The following is a 21,169-nucleotide window of genomic DNA, read 5'->3' on the forward strand; positions in this document are numbered from 1 at the left end:
CTCCAGCCGTACTTTTTCAGGGATAATCCGAGCTTAATTATTGTATTTTAGATACATTTCTTTGGGCAGATGAAATTTAGATGATATCAGGTTCGGATAATCACTTCTGCTGACTCAAAAAGCAAAAATAGGCTAAAATTCAAGCAGAGTAAGCATTTCCCGCTCAGAGACTCCCCATGTTTGATAACCTGCAAACCCAAATTTACCAACTAGAACAATTTGCCAACAGCCTCGTTTCTAACCAACTGACACACCTTAGCATGGTGAGTGTTGGTATCATCTTTGCCGCTGGCTTGCTCACCAGTCTCACACCCTGTATGCTTTCTATGCTGCCAATTACCATTGGTTACATCGGCGGTTATGAAGCCAAAAGCCGCCTGCAAGCAGCTGCCCAATCAACTTGGTTTGCTTTCGGATTAGCAACGACATTGGCAGGATTAGGGATTATAGCAGGTTTAGTAGGAAAAGTCTATGGTCAAGTGGGAATTGGTTTGCCGATTATCGTCAGCATTATCGCCATTCTCATGGGGCTGAACTTATTAGAAGCACTACCTCTACAATTTCCATCCTTGGGCGAAACGAATTGGATTTCGCCAGATTTGCCGGCCGGATTGCGTTCCTATTTGCTGGGACTGACTTTCGGTTTAGTGGCATCCCCTTGTAGCACGCCTGTTTTAGCCAGCTTGTTAAGTTGGATTGCTAGCACACAAGACTTAATTTTAGGCGCTGTTTTGCTACTTTCTTACACAGCCGGTTACGTAACGCCGTTGATTTTGGCGGGTACTTTTACAGCTTCAATTAAAAAATTACTGGAATTGCGTCGCTGGTCTGGTTGGATTAACCCAGTTAGTGGGGCACTATTGGTAGGATTCGGTGTATTTTCCTTAATTTCTCGGATTCCCCTTGGCAGTTTTTAATATCAATACTTTGTTAGTTTTTACACATAATGACTTTAGAAGATTCAGCGTCCAAAGAATTAAAATGGTGGGCATTACCTGGGAAGTTCTTACGCCAAGAGCTTTTGCCTGTACTGACTAACTTACGATTAGCGATCGCACTACTGCTATTGATTGCGATCTTTAGCTCTACCGGTACTGTAATCGAGCAAGGTCAATCACCCGCATTTTACCAAGCCAACTACCCAGAACATCCAGCTTTATTTGGTTTCTTAACTTGGAAGGTAATTCAGGTAGTTGGATTAGACCATGTATATCGTACCTGGTGGTTTCTGGCATTACTCATCTTATTTGGCACTAGCTTAACTGCTTGTTCTTTTACCCGTCAGTTACCAGCCTTAAAAGCTGCCCAGCGCTGGAAATATTACGAAGAACCACGGCAATTTCAAAAGTTAGCTTTGAGTGCAGAACTAGATACTGGTTCCCTAGATTCCTTAAGCCAGATATTACAGAAACACCGCTATAAAATTTTTCCAGATCCAGAAAAAGCAAATCTCCTCTACGCCCGTAAGGGAATAGTTGGACGCATCGGCCCAATTATCGTTCATATTGGCATCGTCGCTATTTTGCTAGGGGGAATTTGGGGGGCGATGACTGGGTTTTTGGCTCAAGAAATGGTTGCCAGTGGCGATACATTTAAAGTGACAAATATTGTCGATGCTGGCCCTTTAGCAGCAGCCCAAGTCCCGAAAGATTGGTCTGTGCGTGTCAATCGTTTTTGGATTGACTACACTCCATCTGGCGGCATTGATCAATTTTATTCGGATATGTCTGTCTTGGATAATCAGGGAAAGGAAGTTGACCATAAGAAAATTTTTGTCAACGAACCTCTGCGCTATCATGGCGTAACTTTCTATCAAACTGATTGGGGAATTGCAGGTGTTCGCGTCCAATTTAACAATAGCCCCATTTTTCAGCTACCGATGGCGCAATTGAACACCAACGGGAACGGGCGCATTTGGGGAACCTGGGTTCCAACTAAACCAGATTTGAGTGAGGGTGTCTCTCTGTTAGCGAAAGACTTGCAAGGAATGGTATTAATTTATGATGCCACTGGCAAACTCGTTGATACAGTCCGTACTGGGATGTTCACCGAAATCAATGGCGTGAAGCTGAAAATTCTGGATGTCATTGGTAGCACTGGCTTACAAATTAAAGCCGATCCAGGCATCCCAATTGTTTACACAGGGTTTGGTTTGCTAATGCTGGGTGTGGTGATGAGTTACTTTTCCCACTCGCAAATATGGGCATTACAAAAAGGCGATCGCTTATATGTTGGTGGCAAAACTAATCGCGCCCAAGTTGCTTTTGAACAAGAAGTTTTAGAAATTTTAGATCGCCTGAGTTCACAACCAAAAGGTGAGGAGAAAGAGACGGCGATTGAAGTTTAAACCCATAGCAGAGTAGAACACAGAGTAATCCTCCGCGTTCCTCTGCGATTTCCTTCTCTGCGAGACGCTTTGCGAATGCGCCCCTTTGCGTTTAAAACTTACCTTACTTTTGGTGACGCACTTCAACCACAGTATGTACATTACCGCGAGGCGTAAAATCTGCTTTCACAGTGACTTCCAACGGATCACAAGCAGCTACAAAATCATCCAAAATTTGATTAGCAGACTCTTCGTGGGAAATATAGCGATCGCGGTAACTATTAATATAAAGTTTGAGTGCCTTCAATTCCACTACCCGTTCATCAGGTACATAGCTAACGTAAATTGTCGCAAAGTCAGGATAACCGGAAAACGGACATTTACAGGTAAATTCCGGCAAAGTAATGTTAATGTCATATCGTCTGCCCACACGCGGATTCGGAAAAGTAATTAGTTTACCTTCCGCAATGTCGCGTTCGCCATACTTCATTTCTTGGCTTGCTTGAGATGCACTTTCAGATAATTTATCGGTTGTCATTTGTCATTTGTCACTTGTCATTTGTCATTTGTCATTTGTCATTTGTCATTAGTTTACGTCCTTTTAGTAATTTTGTAGCTTGTTAACTCCTAACTCCTAACTTCCCCTCAATACTCTTCCTTCTGCCAATCGGGACAATTCTCATCTTCACAACCGTTGGGATGCATAGCACAAACTAACAAATTACCACCATAAACTTGACCGTGGTAGTGAGTACAACCAATACAGGCAGGATTCTTTTCGGCTGTGGGTTCAACTGAATAGGGAAAACCCGGATCTACATCTGCTACAATGTCTTCCAGTTCCCAGTAAGCTTCCAACATTGGTTCAGCCAAATCCTGTAAATACTGATCGACTTCAGTGAAAATGTTACTGTGTACTTGCTCAGTGACTTCTTCCGTTAACTCAAAAAATGCGTCAACCACTTCACCCATTCCCAGGAAGAAACGCTCTACTTCATCAGCCACTGTTTCAACGATTTCTACTAAATCTTTTTGCCACTGTTCCATAAACTTGACACCTTTGCAGGCTATAAACAGGACGCTTTGTGTTATCTGGCTTGAAGCACTAAATTACACACTAGGCAATGTATCTTATCAAGTTTCTATCCGAAGTGTCATGTCAAGATGCCACTGATTGCTAATATTTCGATCAAAAAATGCTTTTTATTGATCGCGTTGCAATCGTTTTAACTCGTCTTGCAGGTTTAGCACTTCTTGGCGTAACTTATCTACATTCTCATCAGTTGATGCCTCTTTCACCGTTGGTTCTTCATCGTCCTCTAAAATTTCAATGCGGCGAGGTTCAGAAGGGGGTGTTGTCTCAGAGGTTTCAGCAGATGGTTGGGCTTGTTGGGCTTGCTTCATCATCTCTTCAACGAAGCGGCGGGCTTCTTCGGTGTTCATTTCGCCCTTGGCAACCATTTCATCTGCCAGTTTTTGGACTTGCGATCGCACTTGGGCTAATTTTCCCCCTGCTTTCTCACCTGCGTAAGAAGCTAATCCAACACCGAGGTAAAAAGCTTTTTGAACAATATCTCCAAAACCAGGCATTGTTGCTGACCGCTCCTAAAAATAGGGCGACCCGGAGACTACGCCTACCACAAGCCTCCCGTGTTGCTGCTACCTTCCGGTTCTGACAAGATTTGGGTGTTGCGATCGCATAGATCCAGGTCTTATAAAAGCATAGCATTAAAATCCAGTAAGTGTGTGTTATTCCATAACAATTCGCCATTCATAAAGTTGATAGTTGACGCAGCCGTGTTTCACCAACGGGTCATCAGCTACAATCGCTTCTGCTTCAGCCTTTGAGGTTGCCTCAAACAGCAACATCCCGCCTCTTTGCTCCGCCCAATAGCCTGTTCGGGCTTTGTGTCCTTTAGTAATCAAGTCCTGAATGTAGGCTTTGTGGGCAGGTACATATTGGTCAAAGGTAGGTTTATCGACTTTGCCCTCTTCAATTTTGACAAACCAAGGCATAAGCGTTTTAACTCCAGTTACAACTGTGGTTGCGATCGCAATTCTTGTAATACTCCCTGCAAAAATTTACCCCATTCTGCCGCCAAAGGGATTTCTGTAAACGGAACCCGCACTGAGCCAGTAGATTCGGAAAATAGAAATTCTAATTCTATAGAACGACCTTTCTCCGGTGGATTCTCTACATCTACTGATTTGTCATTAACTAAAAGCTCGATTTGTTTGATATCAAGCAAAGAGAATGTTTCTAGTTTAATCGGCCCTTTAGGCGTGGGTTTTCCCCAAGTTAGATTATTGCCTTTTTGACCTAGTACAGAATAAATATCATACTTAGCTCGTTCAAATTGCTCTGCCCAGGCGCGATAGGCTTCAACTTTTTGATACTCCTTCGAGCCTTGCCAAGCCAACCAGAAAAACATTACTAATAGGGGCAACCACAAAAGACCACGTTCCATCGTTTAAAAAAATCCTCAGTCCTGAGTGAAACTTGTAACTAAAAGTGCAAAATCCACCAACAAGTGATGCAGATAAGTTATGGTAGTGAGCAAACTGGCAAAAAGCGGTGATGAGTTAATATGAGAAAACTTATATTATTGTGCTTGTTTGTCATTGGGTTGGGATCTGCCATATTTGGTTTCCTGAATTTTCAGGGATTGGCAGCTAAAGGAGAGTTTGAGACGATTTTGCTTGATTTTCGGGAAGATATTCCATCATCTGTGGTGGAACAGAATTTGCAAGCGATCGCCAAACAATATAACGTTACACCCCAATTAGACAACAAGTTTTCCAAAAAAGATAATGTGTATATTATCAAGGGCGATCGCCAACGGCTGCAAGAACTGAAAAAATCTCAGTTTGCCCAAGCTACAGAATTCATTGAACCAAACTATATCTACAGCAAGATTCCACAACCAGGTGAAGCCGCTTGGCTAGGAGAATTTTTGCGACCCCAAGAAGACGAAGAAGCAAGTCCTTCATTAACTGGCCCCAATGACCAATATTACAGCAAGCAGTGGAACTTGCACAAAATCGGTATTGAAGGTGCATGGAGTCAAACCAAAGGCAGTGGCATCACAGTTGCAGTGATTGACACCGGGATTACCAAGGTTCGCGACTTGTATGAGACAAAATTCGTCAAGGGCTATGATTTTGTTAACGACCGAGAAGAAGCCACAGACGATAATGGCCACGGTACTCATGTTGCCGGAACTATTGCCCAAGCCACAAATAACAAATATGGCGTAGCTGGAATTGCTTACGAAGCCAGTTTGATGCCGTTGAAGGTACTCAGTTCTTATGGTGGTGGTACTATTGCCGATATTGCCGAAGCGATTAAATTTGCTGCCGATAAAGGCGCAGATGTGATTAATATGAGCTTGGGCGGTAGCGGTGAAAGCCAGTTGATGAAACAAGCGATCGAGTATGCCCATAGAAAAGGTGTAGTTATTATTGCCGCTGCGGGGAATGAAAACGCTAATGGGGCAAGCTATCCAGCCAGATATCCATACGTCATCGGCGTTTCGGCAATTGGCCCAGATGGCGAAAGAGCGCCCTATTCTAACTTTGGTGCTGGGGTAGATATCTCTGCTCCTGGTGGTAGTGAAGCTGGTAAGATTCTCCAAGAAACCATCGATGAAAAAGGCGAAGGCGTATTTCTGGGCTTCCAGGGTACAAGCATGGCTGCTCCCCACGTTGCTGGTGTTGCGGCATTAATCAAAGCTGCTGGCATCCAAGAACCAGATGAAATTTTAAAAGTCCTCAAGCAGTCGGCACGAGTTATTCAGGATGACGGTTTGAACTATTATGGCGCTGGACAACTCAATGCAGAAGCAGCAGTCAAACTAGCCTTTAGTGGGCAAATCAGTTTCCCAGATTTCTTTCGATGGTTGCGGGATAGCGGCTATCTTAACCCCGGCTTTTGGATTGATGGTGGTGCGATCGCACTAATACCAAAGATTTTAATGGTAGTTGGTTCCTATCTGCTGGCTTGGTTTTTACGGGTTTACTTCCCCTTCACTTGGAGTTGGTCTTTATCTAGTGGACTAATAGCTGGTAGTTCTGGATTATTCTTCCTCAAGGGAATCTATATTTTTGATCTTCCCCAATGGCCTTTCCGGGTTTTGGGCAGTTCAATTCCCGAACTAGGCAATACCCTCCAAGGAACTGATGCCTTGAATCCCCTATTTGCTAGCGTACTGATTCCCATCGTGTTAATGGCATTGCTGCTAGGACATCCTAGTTGGAAATGGTTTGCCATTGGTTCAACTTTAGGTGTAGCAGCGTGCTTAACTATAAGTGCGTTTTTAGATCCAGCAGTTTGGGGATTAGGAAGTGGTAACTTAGCACGTCTCTTCCTCATTGCCAATGCCCTAATTTGTTATGGACTTGTTCGTTTAGCATTGAAAAACGAAGAAAAAATAGCATAAATGGGGAATGGGGCATGGGGCATGGGGCATTGGGCATAGCGCATGAGGAATCAATTTTTATAACTCCTAACTCCTAACTCCTAACTCCTAACTCCCCCCCACTCAGCACTCAGCACTCAGCACTCTTATGAGCATTACACTTACAGGTACAATCGAACGCCGTGATATTGGCACAGGCGCATGGGCGTTAGTCACAGAAGAGGGTGTTACTTACGAAATCCTCAGAGGGGCTGACAAAGACTTACTCAAAGCCGGACAAAAAGCAAAAGTTAAAGGACAGGTGCGCGAAGATATCATGACTACTGCCATGATTGGCCCTGTCCTGGAGGTCAAATCTTTTGATGTAATTAGTTCTGATTAGCTGTGGAATCCAGAACTTCTTGCAGACGACTTCTAAACTCCCCTTTGGGATGACCTCCTTTTACCTCACCAACAATCTTAAATTCCCCGTCTGGAGAATTGCAGAGGATATAAGTAGGCCATCCCATTTCTGATTTATCGGGATATTGAGTTAATAAAATCTTGCGATACTTGCGGTAAGCAGTCGTATCTTGCATCTTTACATCGATAAATTCTAAACCCAGTTCTTCTACCACCTTTTTGTCATAAAAAGACATTTTGTGGCAGATGCCGCACTCTTCTGAAGAGAACTTAATCACAGCTAAACTCATGGGTTGGCTACTCTTTGATTCTAGGCAAAGTTTTTTAGCATAATGCCATGAAATATTACCATATAGCTGGGCATTCGTGTCAACCTAAGCCTGAAACCCTACTCCGATATTTTTTCCTCCTTCGCTACTAGAAGCAGCGAAGGTAATTTTGTGTGAGGTTCTGCCTTTAGCAGCATGGCTGTCCTGTACTAATGCGATCAATTCTCCTAGTACCGCAAGATGGAAGTCAAAAGTCAAAAGAATTGTATTCCAGTCTCTTGCGCCATTTCAAAGAGTTTTATAACCCGCGTAGACGGGTTTTGTATGTGTGGCCGCGACTTCTAGTCGCAGAGGCAAGTAATAATTTAGACTTTTCAAACAGCCTCTAAGACTGCTTAAACAAGTCGTAGTAGCTTTTAGCAATTCCTAAACTGGGATTGAAGTCAGTAGTAAAATTGATTGAAGATTCAAATAATGATAGTAATAGGTTTAGGACTTACTCACTGTACAAATTAATCATGGTATGCACTTACCAAAATAGTTTTTTAGGGTTTTATTAATTATTATTTTATGATGAGTAGATCAATGCCGTCGGTGCAATTAATGAATTACCCCTACGGCAGATGTGGTTTTTCAAAACATTTATATTCTCAATGCATAAGAACTAATATTGATTGAAAAAGCTGTCTACTGACTTCATCTGTTGATCTCGGAGAATGAAAAAAGGTCTTGGAAGTTACTAGAGAAGTTAAGGGAAAAGGTAAAGTGTAGTCCGATCTAAACTTCGTTCTAAATTATGAATTCTTGAAGCAGCTTTCAAGGGATAATTCTTGTTATACAGCAGCCTACACGGAGAACTTAAGATGACATCTCCAGAAATGGTCTTATGGCTACAAGAACGCACCAGTTTAGGAATTCTCTCACCAGAAGTTTTAAATGCGATCGCTCAACAAATTGAAGAACAAGTAGTGAGTGCCGAAACTGACTTAGTTAGCGAAGGCACTCCTCCAGAAGCTCTTTATATTCTTGTAGAAGGTCAACTAGAAAGCAATAGCACCAATGAAACCAACCCAGCTTTAGCTTGTGGATTCCTTCCAGGAGCAGTGATTGAACTCAAAGAATTGCTGTTGGATGAATTAACTCCGTTCACAATTACTACAGTAACTGAATGTCACTTGTGGGTTGTGCCTGCTGCTAAATTTCGTGAATTAGCCACCCAATACCCCGAAATTGCTCAAGCTTTTTCGCGTCAATTGGCTCAAGAATTAGCTCAAGTAACATCTGCACTTGGCTATGAACAAGAACGTTCCCTCGCTTTGCGGCCATATTTAGTTACTAAGGCGCAACGGGGAATTGTCGGTACAAGTCGCTATGCTGTGCGGCTGCGGGAGCAAATTCGAGAAGCTGCTGCTGACAGTAAATCAGTAGATATTTTCGGTGAACCAGGGTTAGAAAAAGACAACATAGCAGCCCTCATCCACTTTGGTTCTCCAAAACGGCGAGAACCAATTATTAAAGTAAATTGTGGTATTCTCCAAACGAGCGGTGCAGATTTATTTGGTCGCGCTGGTGGCAAACCAGGATTGTTGGAATGGTTGGGAGAAGGTACTCTAGTTCTCAACAACATCCAAGAATTGCCCGAAGAATTATTATCTCCCGTGACGCAGTTGCTCAAAACTGGTACGTATACCCCCGTGGCTCGTTCTGGAGAACCATCACCTGAACCTCGCCCCAGTAAAGCCAGAATTCTGATTGTTTCAGAAAAAACTCAGCCGACAATTGAACGCTCTGTTGGTCACATTATTAAAGTACCACCGCTACGGGTGCGAAAAGCCGATATTCAGACACAGGTTGAATATTATACCAGTCTCTACATTCGATCTAGAGGCGTTCCGAAACCGCACATTACCCCAGAAGCTTTGCGTCGCCTCCAGTCTTATGATTTTCCTGGCAACCTCAAAGAATTGAAAAATCTGGTTGAAAGGGCGATCGTGCAAGCTGAGGGTGCCAATGAATTAACAGAAGAAATTTTCTGGCCAGCCGAAACTAAGAAAAAACGATTTCGGGTGAATCTGTTAAATGCCTATCCCTCTTTACGGCGGTTTTTACGTAGTCCTTGGTGGCCCGATCGCATTAACTATGGTTTTACTGCAACGGCTTTTGCGATCACAGTTGCAGTATTATTTATTGGGCCACAAACCCGCGATCGCAATTTCGTATTAAATCTATTTTGGGCTTGGTGGTGGCCTTTCTTCTTATTTCTCTTTCCTTTTTTGGGACGTATCTGGTGTTCTGTTTGTCCCTTCATGATTTACGGGGAAATTACCCAAAAGTTATCTCTCTGGCTGTGGCCTCGAAAACTCAAACGCTGGCCAAGAGAACAAGCTGAGAAATGGGGCGGATGGTTCATGTTTGGTTTGTTCTCCCTAATTTTTTTATGGGAAGAACTCTGGCATTTAGAAAATACTGCCTACCTCAGCGCTTGTTTACTATTGTTAATTACCTCTGGGGCGATGATTTTCTCGGCTCTTTTTGAGCGGCGATTTTGGTGTCGGTATCTCTGCCCCATTGGCGGGATGAATGGTTTATTTGCCAAACTCTCAATGACGGAACTCCGGGCACAGCAAGGTATTTGTTCTGCTAGTTGTACCACTTATCAATGTTATAAAGGTGGGCCGCAAAAGGGTGAAGGGCTGGAAACCAATGGATGTCCTTTATACTCCCACCCAGCGCAGTTAGAAGATAACCGAGATTGCGTACTGTGTATGACTTGCCTCAAAGCTTGTCCCCATCGTTCCGTTGAATTTAACTTACGTCCCCCTGGTATTGAACTGTGGACAACTCATGTACCCCGCACTTATGAAGTAGCATTATTGTTTTTGCTGTTGGGTGGGATATATCTACATCGCTTGCCAGAGTTGCAGTCTTGGTTGGGGTTACAACTAGATTTAACTCAGTTTTGGCAACATTTGGGATTATCGCTGCTAGTGTTAATTATCCCAGCAATTCTTACCTTTGGGGCTTATAGCTTGCTCCAAGTGTTCAACTTTAACCGTAAGCCTCGATCATTTGTAGAGCTTGCCTATGGCTACCTACCATTAGTTTTGGGGGGAAATTTAGCTCACTATTTGCGTTTGGGCTTGGGTGAAGGCGGGCGAATTTTACCCGTCACCTTTGCTACTCTTGGTTTGAGTGGTGAACAATTGCCAATATTGGTTGCTCACCCTGCGGTGATTGCCTTCTTACAAGGTGCAACCATAATTTTCTCAGTGTTAATGACTATATTATTAACGCAAAAGATTGCCAAGCAACCAGTGCGATCGCTCCTTTGGCAACACCTAGCTGCGATCGGGTTGGGAGTTAGTATGTGGGCAATTATCGTGTTTTAAGCTGATATATTCCACCAGGCGGTTTCTAATCGCCTGGGCTAGGTGCAAAATGTGAGTTAAAAACATTCTTCTTCCCAAATAACATGATAGAAAATACGTATATGATTTCTCACTCATAATGTAAGGATTACAGATAATGCACGTTCTCAAAAGATCCATCAAACCAGCAGCCTATATATCGTTCCTCCACATCTACCAAACTACTTGGGGAACTGCTGGTGATATTTGTTTAATCCGTGAATCTGTAGCTAATGATAGTACAGCGAAGTTTATCGGACACAAAATCGAACTAGCAATTCCAAGAGGGTTAGAGCGCGATCGCATCGCCAACTGTCCAATAATTAAAGTTGCAGGTAATGTCGGCGACGGACATCCCAAAGAACATCCGTTGGAATGGGAAGCTTATGAAGGTGTAAGTGAAGAAGTAGCTTTAGCAGCTTTGAAACCTTGGGGCTTCAAGTTAATTGAACTCTAATGTGGCAATCTGACAAGCTCAACTCACTTTCGTTCTTCTGAAACTATTTTTTCCCTAGTGCCATCAGACATTGGCTCAAATGGAAAAATTCATCTAATAGACATAGGAGTGAAATAATTATGCGTTGTCCTAAATCCTTGGTAGGCATAATTCATAAATTGTACCTACGTTATTTTCACTCCTACGTCTAATGTACCAAACCAGGTTTCTAAATCCGCGATCGCCTGAAAATCCAACAATGCTTCACCGAGATTTTCTAATTGTTCTAAAGAGAGAGTTTCAATACGATCTAGCACCTCTTGGGGTAATTCTCCCACCCTTCGAGTAAGCTGACGGAGAATCAGCGCTCGTTCTCTTTGTTCGCCGCGTTGTTCACCTTCAGCGAGAATTTCTTGATAAATTACTGACTCGCGCATCATACCCTCCCGAAATAATTGTCGAATCAAGTCTTGATTGTATTTTAACCCCGCTAAGATTTGGGTATACGCGGAAATTTCTGGTCGTTGTCTTAGTTCAAGTTGATTAACTTTTCCCACAACTTGTTGCAACAAAGCTTGAGGTTGCGTGGTTGCGGCCAGTGGTGCTAATGGTAACAAAGCTGGCTCATTGAGGAATAGTTCAGGATTTTCTTCCCATAAGCGAATCACGCGATATTCATGACGGGTAGTTTCGACACAGAAGACAGTTTCAATTACTGTTCCGGGTGCAGGGGGAAGCAGTAATACGACAACTTGCGTTATTGGTAGACGATATAAACGATACAAGCGTACCCAATAATCTAGCATCCGCAGGGGTAGGGGTGGCGTAGATTCTAGTTTGGTTTGAAATTCCAGGTGGAGAATGCGTCCTTGTAGTTGTAAAAATGTTACATAATCAGCGCGAATTGGTTCGATACTCAATTCGGTTTTGAGGACTTTGACGGAAGTTTGCGGTGTTCCTAATACCCAACTGGCAAAGGTAGCAGGATGTTTTTCTGACAGCAGTTTGCAGAGGTTATCAAAAGACATTTGCGATCGCTAACAATTGAACGAGGTATTGTTATGATCTCGTGCAGTGATTTGAGTAGGCGATGTCTACGACGGGCTATGACGCTCGAAGACTCGCTAACGCTTTGCTATCGGCATCGCACCATCGCTCAAGGAAGCTCGGTACTATACTCTGAGCGTATCTTTAGAGACGCGATTGATCGCGTCTTTACCCAAGGATGTGTTGCAATCATTAATTAAATTTGTATAAGAAAGAGGCTTTTAGGCTGAGAGTAAATTCCTGATTTAATAAAAATCTGACTTTTCACATCGTGTAGAAAAGCTAACCCTAAACCTAATCCCTAAGTAAGTTTCGGCGTTGCTGAATCAAGGGATGATTCTTGTAGGGCGGGCGTCTGGCCCGCCCTGAAATACAAGGGACGGGCAAGATGCCCATCCCACAAAACTAGCAAAATCATCCCGCAAATATGCAACGCCTAAGTTTCCTTTCTAGGGAATGGAAGTGAGGTTTTCTAAATAAGAGTGAAAAGTCAGATATTGGAATATAAGTAAAAAAAGAGATTGTGTCTGTCTTACCGCCAAGTAGAATCAATGCTCAGTTCGCTTGGAACTAAGCTTAATAAATAGGCAAACGGATTAATCACGACCCCAGTTGCGCTCATAGCGACGGTAATTATCACGAATGTTCCGAAGGTTATTATCGCGGTCATAACGGCGGTTATTGTCCCGGTCATAACGGCGATTATTATCGCGGTCATAGCGGCGATTATTGTCGCGGTCATAGCGGCGATTATTGTCGCGGTCATAACGGCGATTATTGTCGCGGTCATAACGGCGATTATTGTCGCGGTCATAACGGCGATTATTGTCACGAATGTTGCGAAGGTCGTTCCGGCGGTCATCATCACCATTTCTGTAGCGACGACTATGACGTTCGTAGTTACCATCATCGTTGCGATCGTAGCTGTGGCTATCTAACTCAGCAAGATAAGACACTGGTGTATTAGCATCAGCTTTTGGAGAAATAGCCAAGGCTGAAGCAGATGCTATCAAGCCGGCGAGCAAAATAGAGGTAAAGCGATTCATGATGTGAGTCAAAAATTGTTGACAGTAATTTATGCAAGTCCAGTCTGTTTAGGAAGAGCAGATTCCACAAGTCTTTAGATCAATCCTATCAGTGTTGAATAACTCGAAAAGTTTTCTTGAGTGCGGTGATTAAAAAAAGTTTTGTTGTCTGTGATACTTTTTGACTTTTCAAATCCCGTGAAAAGTTAAAATTAAAATGAATCTTTAAACTCCGTTAATTAGTCTTTGATAGCTCGTGATCGGTGTAATTGATATCCTTCAGCACTGCTACCAATTTTTCAATATGTGCTGCTTCATGAGTTGCCATTAAAGATATTCTGATCCGACTTGTGGGCACTGTAGGAGGACGAATTGCTGGGGCAAAAATACCAGCCTCTCTTAGCTGTTTTCCAGCTTTGAGTGCATCTGTAGCACTGGGCAATTGAAAACATAATATAGGTGATTCAGAAGGCAGTAATTTTAAGTTTGGTAACTGTTGTTGCAGTAAATTTTTCAAATAATGTACGTTTTGCCACAATTGGGCACGGTGTTGCGGTTCTTGTTGCACTATCTTGATTGCTGCTAGGGCTGCTGCCGTATCAGCAGGCGAAAGCCCAGTGGTATAAATCCAACTGGGTGAGCGGTTTCGCAAAAAGTCAATTAGGAGGCTACTTCCCGCTACGTATCCGCCTAAACTACCCAAAGCTTTACTCAAAGTGCCGACTTGAATTAACTGTTTTCCCGTGCAGCCAAAATGCTCGACACACCCAGCGCCAGTTTTTCCTATGACCCCAGTGGCATGGGCTTCATCGACTAGCAGCATACAGCTAAATTGATCAGCGAGATCCAACAGTGCAGGTAATGGACATAAATCGCCATCCATGCTAAAGACGCTATCAGTAAGAATCAAACAGCGTCGGTAGTTTTGCCGCTGTTCACTCAACTGAGTTTTTAGGACTGCAATATCACAGTGCGGGTATTCCACAACTGCTGCACTACTGAGAATCGCTCCATTTTTCAGACTGGAATGATTGTACTGGTCTGATAAAACTAAATCACGCTTGCCAACGAGGGCAGTAATTGCACCCAAATTTGCTAGATACCCTGAACTAAATACCAAGGAATCTTCTGTTTGTTTGGTAGATGCGATCGCCTCCTCTAACTCCCTGTGTAATTGTCGATGCCCACTGAGTAATCTAGAACCAGTACTACCAGTTCCAAATTCGGCGATCGCAGCAGTTGCAGCTGCCATCAACCGCTCATCCCCAGCCAATCCCAAATAGTCATTACTGGCAAAATTAATTACCTCTTGCCCAGCTAAAACCACCGTTGCACCCGGACGACCATTGATAGGTTGTACCGAACGATACCAGTCTGCCCGATGAATTGTTGCTAAGGACTGTTCTAGCCAAGCATAAGGATCAGTCATTGGGGATAGGGCATTGGGGATAGGGCATTGGGCATGGGGCATTAAGCTTTGCCGTTGGCGCAGCATCTCGTAGAGAAGTATTGATCATTGGGCGGGCGTTAGGGAGAATAACAAATAACTAATGACAAATGACTAATGACTAATGACAATTAAACTTGTTCGCTACTGAGATGAGCGATCGCTTGTTTAATCCAATCTTCGACATAGGCATCTTTGGGTAGTCCAATATCTTCACTGACTACATGGAGGGCGTGACTGACCTCATGGGCAGTATATCCCAAGGCGAAGAGAGTCATTTGCACCTCTTCGAGAATTCCTGGTGCTGGCCCACCTGTGGCGACGAAGAACCCGGCTGATTTGCGCCACTCGACTAATTTGCTTTTCAGTTCCAAACAGATGCGTTCAGCGATTTTTTTACCCACACCTGGAGCCTGAATTAAGATTTGTGTATTGCCAGCGATAATTGCTTGGACTAAATCTGGTAGTTCCAGAGTGTCCAGGAGTGCGATCGCTAAGGCTGCACCAATCCCTGTGACAGTCAGCAAGTGGCGAAATAAATCGCGTTCAGATGGCGAAGCAAAGCCATATAGAAAGGGCACTTCTTCGCGAATTTGGAAATGGGTAAAAATTTGCGCTACTCCTCCCGACTCTGGTAACTGGTTTGCTAGCCGTTGGGGAACTTGCAAATCGTACCCCAAGCCATTCACTTCCAGAGTCAGAATCACGCGATTAGCGCCAATTGTTTGGATACCAGCGACTATACCTTTTAGATAACTAATCATTACAAGAGACCAAAATAATTTAAGCCTTCAATAATTCCACCTGCACAAAAACCTTTTGCCAGGTAGCGATGATCAACGGGATACTCATCGTGCCATTGGAGTAACTCTTTTCGGGCATTCCCCACAATGATTCCCCGTTCGTTGCCTACAGCAAATAAAGCAATATCATTACCCGAATCACCACAGACAACTGTTTGTTCTGCTGCAAATTTCCACTTTTGGCGTAAAAACTGCATTGCCTGACCTTTATCGCTGCTATGGGGTACAATGTCAAGGTCAATACCGCTACTGTAGATTAACTTTACATTTAATTTAGATTTCTGCAACTCTGCTTCAAGTTGTGGTAGAACATTCGCAGATACTTCTTGTTCTAGAAAAAAACTCACTTTGAAGGGACGCTGTTCTGAATCTGGTTGCCGAACTAACTCACGGTATTTGCGGGTAATAGATAATACAGTTTCCCGTTCCCATCCCGCAGAGAGGATTTCTGACCAACCTGAGTCTGGAGTATCAGTACCATCAAAGTAGATTTCTGTACCGACGGAAAGGACAAGGGCATCTGGTTGCAAAAGATTTTTTTGGGCTTGGAGTTCTTTGTAAAGTACAGGCGATCGCCCGGTAGAATAAACAATCTTAGTGCCGTATTCTTGGCGATGTCTCTTCAGCAGTTGATTTAGTTCTGGCAAAGCGCTGTCATCACCCACAGTCCGATATACGAGGGTGTCATCTAAATCGGTTACAAACAGAAATGGTTTCATGATTAGAACTCTTGCAAAATTTCGTTATTCTACCGCGTGAAGAGACTTTTGCAAGAGATTTATTTTCTAGTCTACACACAAGTCTGAAATAGCTGATTAACTAGCGTTTTACCCCACCCTAACCCTCCCCGTATGTATTGGCTACGGTGTACACACAAGTCCTAAAAACCTAGCTTGATAAGACGACTTTCCTCATTCCCAGTCTCAGACTGGGAATGCATTCATTGAGTCAGAGACTCAATGCCAGATTGGAGGCAGAGCCTCAACGAGGGGCATTCCCATGCTCTGCATGGGAACGAGATAAACGAACGAGATAAACGAGAGAAATACTTTCCCAGCCTGGAGGCTGGGAAGCAGTTGGGGCAAGGGCTGCATCTTAATTTAGTGCCATTCCTCCTTAAAGGAAGAGAGAAATAGAAGTAAGGTTTTCCAGATACCGGGAAAAGTCAGGTTATATTTCGGGTAATAAATAGATTTATAAGTTCATTACAATGATTGTTACAAAGACTTAAACCTTTCTTATACATGGAAGAGCATTTGCAACAACTAATTATACATTTGCAGCAAATGCTTAAGCGTTTCTTATATATGAAAGAACATTAGCTGCAAACGCTCAAATTTAGATAAATAATGTTTAAATTTGAGCAATACAGCAGATTTCGCTCTAATCGAATACACGTAGAGACGTAGCACTGCTACGTCTCTACAAGGTTTTGGGTTTTATATATGTACTTCATTTACCTGAAATCTGCTGTATCGTGGATTAAACCGAATCATTTTGAGGAATGGTATAATTTAGTCTGTACCAGCGTCACCACAGCTTCAACTAATTCTTCTGGATCGAGGGGCTTGGTAACGTGCCGTTGATAGCCACTGGTTATAGCTCGCTGAGAATCTTCAATTCTGGCATAAGCAGTTAAAGCGATCGCGGGAATTTCTCCCCCTTTTTCGGCAGTTAAAGTGCGGATCTGTTGAATCAAGGAATAACCATCAACTTCGGGCATTCCAATATCACTGACTAAGACATCGGGTTGAAAGGACTCTAGGTTTACCAATACTTCTGCCGCAGAGGCAACAGTCAAGACTGTAGCTCCGTATTCAGCCAGCAATACTGTTAATAACTCACGGGCATCGGCATCATCATCAACTGTGAGAACTCGAATACCCGTGAGTTCGAGTGCTGGTTGTGGCAACTCATCTGGCCGCTTGATTTCCGGTTCAACATTCAGCAATGGCAACTGGACTGTAAAGGTGGCTCCCAAGCCTTCACCTGGACTATCAGCCGCGATCGTGCCGCCGTGAGCCTCAACTAATTGCCGGACGATCGCTAATCCCAATCCTAACCCGCCATACTTGCGAGTAATTGAGACATCTTCTTGACGGAATGACTCAAAAATATATGGGAGAAACTCAGGGTTAATGCCTTTGCCAGTGTCACTGACAATAATCTCTGCCTGATTATCGAGTTGCTGTAGTCGGATTTCTACCCGTCCTCCGTTAGGGGTAAACTTGATCGCGTTAGAAAGTAAATTCCAAACGATCTGTTGCAGGCGGTTGGAATCTCCAGAGACTTGCCCAATATTCGGCAGCACCGGATGCAACAAAATTGATTTAGCAACAGCTGCGGTTCTTACTGTGTCGATCGCAGATTCAATCACAAAGGCCAAATTTACAGGAGTCGCATCGATGCTGAGTTTGCCGCGCAGAATTTTGGCGACATCGAGCAAGTCATCAATCAGTTGAGTTTGCAATTTCGCGTTGCGTTCGATGGTGGCTAAAGCTTCGGCTGTTTTGGTTTCACTAAATTTGCGGGTTTGTAGCAGTTTTGTCCAGCCGAGAATGGGGTTGAGGGGCGATCGCAATTCGTGGGAGAGAACGGCCAAAAACTCATCTTTGATCCGATTGGCGCGTTCGGCTTCGGCTCTGGCTGATTGTTCTAGTTGCAATAGGCGATCGCGTTCGATTTCAGCTTGTTTGCGATCGGTGATATCTTGCACGTTGCCCAGCATCCGTACTGCATTGCCCGCAGCATCATAGAAAACCTTAGCTCTAGCTGCTAACCAGCGAATGCCATCAGGGTGTAGAATGCGGTAATCAGTTTCATAATACTCTTGCTGTTGCTGGATGGTACGACTCACTATTTCATTGGCAGAAGTGCGATCGTCTGGGTACACGAGACTTAACCACAGTTCAAAGCTGACTTCCTGTGTGGTTGGGTCAAGCCCGAATAAATTACAGTATTCTTCAGATACATGAGCTATGTTGCGGGTAATGCCCCAATCCCATACTCCTGATCGCGTAGCTTTGTACGCCAGTTTCAACCGGGCTTCGTTCTCCTGCAATAGGAGTTCTGTCTTTTTACGTTCTGTGATATCTCGTGAAATCAATAAGATTCGTTCTAGTTGCCCGGAAGCATCCAAAATCGGGCTAACGACCACTTCCCACCATTTGGGAGTGCCTTTTACGGTTGGGCAGTATCCACGAAAAATGCTGACTTCACCTGTTTTAGCGGCAGCGAGTGCCTGCTCTGCCTGTTGCCGATAGCCGTCTTCCCAGGAGCAGAGCCATTCAGTATTCAGGTAGGAATCTAAGTCGTCAATTTCCATTAAGCATAGTCCACCTGTATTCATATACAGCAGCCGCCCGTCGAGGCTTAATACTTTGATACAGTCAGAACTACTATCTAAAATACGGTTTTTAAATTCTTCACTCTGGCGCAAAGCAAGCTCTGCCTGTTTGCGATCGCTGATGTCTTCGGCAATCCCGGCAAACCGATAAATCTCTCCTGTTTCATCTCGCAGCGTAAAGCAGCGATCGCGAACCCAGCGAATACTACCATCGGGTAAAATAATCCGATATTCTTGATCAAATTGACCGGCAACAGCTTTTTCATGAAATGCTCTGTCTGTCGCTTCTCGATCCTCTGGGTGGATACGATCGATCCATGCTTGTTGTCCTTGATACAAGTCCTGCGGGTTCAATCCCCACAGTTTTTTATATGCAGGACTGACATAGCTAACTCGATTTTCCAACACCTCTTTGATCCAAAACACCGCATCAATATTTTCTGCGAGTTGGCGAAAACGTTCCTCACTCTCACGCAGAGTTTCGGCTGATCGTTTACGTTCGGTGATATCTAGATCGATACCCGCCATCTGAATCGGTTGTCCGTGTTGGTCGTAAAGTACCTTGCCCTGACTCAGTGCCCACCGAATCTTACCGTTGGGATATACTACTCGAAATTCAATTTCATAGTCTTCTCTAGTGGCGATCGCATGATCGATGGCTGCTAGTAGGCGATCGCGATCGTCAGGGTGGACTCGCGCCACAAACATCTCGAATGAACCGTCAAATTCTCCTTGTTCCAGTCCAAATAAGGCTTCCAGGTTATCCGACCAGGAAATTTTTCCCGTTAGGATGTTCCAGTTCCACGTTCCCATCCGAGAGGCTGACAGTGCCAATTGCAGCCATTCTTCGCTCTCCCGTAATTCTGCTTCTACTCGTCTGCGATCGGTCAGTTCATTCTGCACCTGTTGATAGAGTTCCGCTTGGCGAATTGCAATGCCAACTTGAATCCCCAGTTCTTTGAGCAAGTCAATCTCTAAGGGTTGCCACCTTCGAGGAGTTGCACAGTTATGAGCAATTAGCAATCCCCAAAAGTGGTTATCGTAAATAATCGGCACTACCAAATTAGCTTTTACTTGAAACTGAGCCAACAGTTCAACGTGGCAGGGATCGATACTGCTATCCTGAATGTCAAAAATTGCCGTTACGTAACCCTGACGATAGCGTTGGATATAATTTTCGACAAAGGCGGTATCGTAGCTGACAGTTTCCGACGGATTCCATGCCAAGTAGTTCTCAGCGAGGCAGGGATCGTACATAGTCTGGGAGAGCAGCGATCGCCACTGTGCCCCAACTGATTCTGCGATTACTGTGCCATCCCCGTCAGGTTTTAACTGAAAAACCAAAACGCGATCGGTGTGTAGAAATTCTCGGACTTCGCCTACGGCTGTCTGGAGAATTTCATTCAGATTCGGCGATTGGTGAATTTTCTGGGTAATATGTGCAACTACGCGCTCTCGTTCAATCCGCTGTTGTAGTTGAGTACGTAGCCGCACTGTTTCAATTGCCCCATTGACTGCTATTTGCAGCCCTTCTGGGGTGATTTGCTCTTTGACGATATAATCTTGTGCGCCCGCTTTGATCGCCTTAACTGCGATCGCCTCATTGCCCTGTCCGGTGATGACAATTACAGGTAGGCAAGGCTGTAGTATTGAGGGTTGCAATTGTGCTAGAAATTCTAGTCCGTCCAAGTCGGGCAGTCGATAATCAAGCAACACAGCATCGGGCTGATGTTGCTGCCAAAGTTCTAGCCCTTCTTGTCCCAGCGTTGCTTCTAGGATAGTGTAAGAATGTTCGCGATCGCGCAGCAAGTACCGCCGATAAAGTTCTCGATCTTCTGGGGAATCATCGACAATTAAAAGAGTGCGCTGTTGCTGAGACATTGTGAATTAATTAATTCAAGTAGATATTAACCCACCTTCCGCAGGTTGGCATAGAAAATTTGACATTTTTCAAGAAATGCTAAAACCTTTCATTAATGCCAGAATCTTACCATATTAGATAGAATTTATGGGATCGCTCTTGACATCTGCTTTGCGTTAACTTGCTTGATAATTTTAATGTATAATTTTATTCTTGCGTGCTGATAAAATTTATATCAATTTGCTAGAGGATAATCTATAAATATTTACTTACTAATACAAATTATCTATGAAGATAGTAATAGCAATCCTCAATCAGAGGGATTAAAATCGCTGTAAAGCTTATAATTGGGTGCTTTTAATCTCCTTATATTCTCACGTTT

The 21,169-nt window shown here is 43.8% G+C and carries 20 protein-coding genes and 1 other RNA gene; 7 read left to right on the forward strand and 14 right to left on the reverse strand.

Annotation, left to right across the window (positions count from 1 at the left end):
• The first annotated feature begins 176 nt into the window (after window positions 1–176).
• Together HUN01_RS11505 and HUN01_RS11510 are read left to right on the forward strand one after the other, a co-directional pair.
• Window positions 177–917 carry a cytochrome c biogenesis protein CcdA gene (locus HUN01_RS11505; protein WP_181931379.1) on the forward strand — a complete coding sequence of 247 codons (741 nt, stop codon included), beginning with the start codon at window positions 177–179 and terminating at the stop codon, window positions 915–917.
• Between the two features lie 29 nt (window positions 918–946).
• Entirely contained in the window at window positions 947–2,347 is a 1,401-nt protein-coding gene (locus HUN01_RS11510; protein WP_181931380.1) for a cytochrome c biogenesis protein, read from the forward strand.
• A gap of 103 nt (window positions 2,348–2,450) precedes the next feature.
• Here HUN01_RS11510 and queF read toward each other — a convergent pair whose 3' ends face one another.
• From queF to HUN01_RS11540, 6 genes are all read right to left on the reverse strand, one after another.
• The gene (gene queF, locus HUN01_RS11515; protein ID WP_069072741.1) at window positions 2,451–2,864 is read right to left on the reverse strand and encodes a preQ(1) synthase; all 414 of its coding nucleotides are present in this window, start codon (window positions 2,862–2,864) and stop codon (window positions 2,451–2,453) included.
• A gap of 107 nt (window positions 2,865–2,971) precedes the next feature.
• The gene (locus HUN01_RS11520) at window positions 2,972–3,373 is read right to left on the reverse strand and encodes a hypothetical protein (RefSeq protein ID WP_069072742.1); all 402 of its coding nucleotides are present in this window, start codon (window positions 3,371–3,373) and stop codon (window positions 2,972–2,974) included.
• A gap of 156 nt (window positions 3,374–3,529) precedes the next feature.
• Window positions 3,530–3,916, reverse strand: a complete 387-nt coding sequence (locus HUN01_RS11525; RefSeq protein ID WP_181931381.1) for a phasin family protein — start codon at window positions 3,914–3,916, stop codon at window positions 3,530–3,532.
• Between the two features lie 25 nt (window positions 3,917–3,941).
• An RNA gene (gene ffs, locus HUN01_RS11530) (signal recognition particle sRNA small type) lies at window positions 3,942–4,038 on the reverse strand.
• 37 nt (window positions 4,039–4,075) lie between these two features.
• Window positions 4,076–4,342, reverse strand: a complete 267-nt coding sequence (locus tag HUN01_RS11535) for a YciI family protein (RefSeq protein ID WP_181931382.1) — start codon at window positions 4,340–4,342, stop codon at window positions 4,076–4,078.
• Between the two features lie 17 nt (window positions 4,343–4,359).
• Window positions 4,360–4,794, reverse strand: a complete 435-nt coding sequence (locus HUN01_RS11540; RefSeq protein ID WP_181931383.1) for a hypothetical protein — start codon at window positions 4,792–4,794, stop codon at window positions 4,360–4,362.
• Window positions 4,795–4,914: 120 nt separating this feature from the next.
• Between HUN01_RS11540 and HUN01_RS11545 the strand changes: the two genes are divergently transcribed.
• The gene (locus HUN01_RS11545; protein WP_181931384.1) at window positions 4,915–6,765 is read left to right on the forward strand and encodes a S8 family peptidase; all 1,851 of its coding nucleotides are present in this window, start codon (window positions 4,915–4,917) and stop codon (window positions 6,763–6,765) included.
• Window positions 6,766–6,892: 127 nt separating this feature from the next.
• Window positions 6,893–7,126: a hypothetical protein gene (locus tag HUN01_RS11550; protein WP_181931385.1), complete on the forward strand. Its 234-nt coding sequence runs from the start codon at window positions 6,893–6,895 to the stop codon at window positions 7,124–7,126.
• Here the strand turns inward: HUN01_RS11550 and HUN01_RS11555 are convergent.
• Window positions 7,113–7,436, reverse strand: coding sequence for a thioredoxin family protein (locus tag HUN01_RS11555; RefSeq protein ID WP_181931386.1), 324 nt, complete (start codon window positions 7,434–7,436; stop codon window positions 7,113–7,115). The genes HUN01_RS11550 and HUN01_RS11555 overlap by 14 nt on opposite strands.
• Window positions 7,437–7,520: 84 nt before the next feature.
• The gene (locus HUN01_RS11560; RefSeq protein ID WP_181931387.1) at window positions 7,521–7,673 is read right to left on the reverse strand and encodes a hypothetical protein; all 153 of its coding nucleotides are present in this window, start codon (window positions 7,671–7,673) and stop codon (window positions 7,521–7,523) included.
• Between the two features lie 605 nt (window positions 7,674–8,278).
• Here HUN01_RS11560 and HUN01_RS11565 point away from each other — a divergent pair.
• Both HUN01_RS11565 and HUN01_RS11570 read left to right on the forward strand, forming a co-directional pair.
• Entirely contained in the window at window positions 8,279–10,804 is a 2,526-nt protein-coding gene (locus HUN01_RS11565) for an AAA-type ATPase lid domain-containing protein (RefSeq protein WP_181931388.1), read from the forward strand.
• Between the two features lie 136 nt (window positions 10,805–10,940).
• Window positions 10,941–11,279, forward strand: a complete 339-nt coding sequence (locus tag HUN01_RS11570) for a hypothetical protein (RefSeq protein WP_181931389.1) — start codon at window positions 10,941–10,943, stop codon at window positions 11,277–11,279.
• A 164-nt stretch (window positions 11,280–11,443) separates the two neighbouring features.
• Here HUN01_RS11570 and HUN01_RS11575 read toward each other — a convergent pair whose 3' ends face one another.
• Window positions 11,444–12,286, reverse strand: coding sequence for a DUF4351 domain-containing protein (locus tag HUN01_RS11575; RefSeq protein WP_181931390.1), 843 nt, complete (start codon window positions 12,284–12,286; stop codon window positions 11,444–11,446).
• Between the two features lie 78 nt (window positions 12,287–12,364).
• Between HUN01_RS11575 and HUN01_RS11580 the strand changes: the two genes are divergently transcribed.
• Window positions 12,365–12,505 (forward strand): hypothetical protein, encoded by a 141-nt coding sequence (locus tag HUN01_RS11580; RefSeq protein ID WP_181931391.1) that lies wholly within the window; start codon window positions 12,365–12,367, stop codon window positions 12,503–12,505.
• Window positions 12,506–12,901: 396 nt separating this feature from the next.
• Here the strand turns inward: HUN01_RS11580 and HUN01_RS11585 are convergent, their stop codons facing one another.
• The 5 genes from HUN01_RS11585 to HUN01_RS11605 all read right to left on the reverse strand — a co-directional run bounded on the left by HUN01_RS11585 (window position 12,902) and on the right by HUN01_RS11605 (window position 20,807).
• On the reverse strand, window positions 12,902–13,351 hold the full coding sequence (locus tag HUN01_RS11585; RefSeq protein WP_238846188.1) for a hypothetical protein: 450 nt from the start codon (window positions 13,349–13,351) through the stop codon (window positions 12,902–12,904).
• Window positions 13,352–13,565: 214 nt separating this feature from the next.
• Entirely contained in the window at window positions 13,566–14,759 is a 1,194-nt protein-coding gene (gene bioF / locus HUN01_RS11590; protein ID WP_181932658.1) for an 8-amino-7-oxononanoate synthase, read from the reverse strand.
• Between the two features lie 149 nt (window positions 14,760–14,908).
• Complete coding sequence (gene ruvA, locus HUN01_RS11595) at window positions 14,909–15,541, reverse strand: Holliday junction branch migration protein RuvA (RefSeq protein WP_094328759.1); 633 nt, start codon at window positions 15,539–15,541, stop codon at window positions 14,909–14,911.
• Window positions 15,541–16,299 (reverse strand): sucrose-phosphate phosphatase, encoded by a 759-nt coding sequence (locus tag HUN01_RS11600; RefSeq protein WP_181931392.1) that lies wholly within the window; start codon window positions 16,297–16,299, stop codon window positions 15,541–15,543. Before HUN01_RS11600 ends, ruvA begins: the two co-directional genes overlap by 1 nt.
• Before the next feature lie 773 nt (window positions 16,300–17,072).
• Window positions 17,073–20,807: a PAS domain-containing protein gene (locus HUN01_RS11605; protein WP_181931393.1), complete on the reverse strand. Its 3,735-nt coding sequence runs from the start codon at window positions 20,805–20,807 to the stop codon at window positions 17,073–17,075.
• Between the last annotated feature and the right edge of the window lie 362 nt (window positions 20,808–21,169).

Source organism: Nostoc edaphicum CCNP1411 (genome assembly GCF_014023275.1).
Classification (GTDB): domain Bacteria; phylum Cyanobacteriota; class Cyanobacteriia; order Cyanobacteriales; family Nostocaceae; genus Nostoc; species Nostoc edaphicum_A.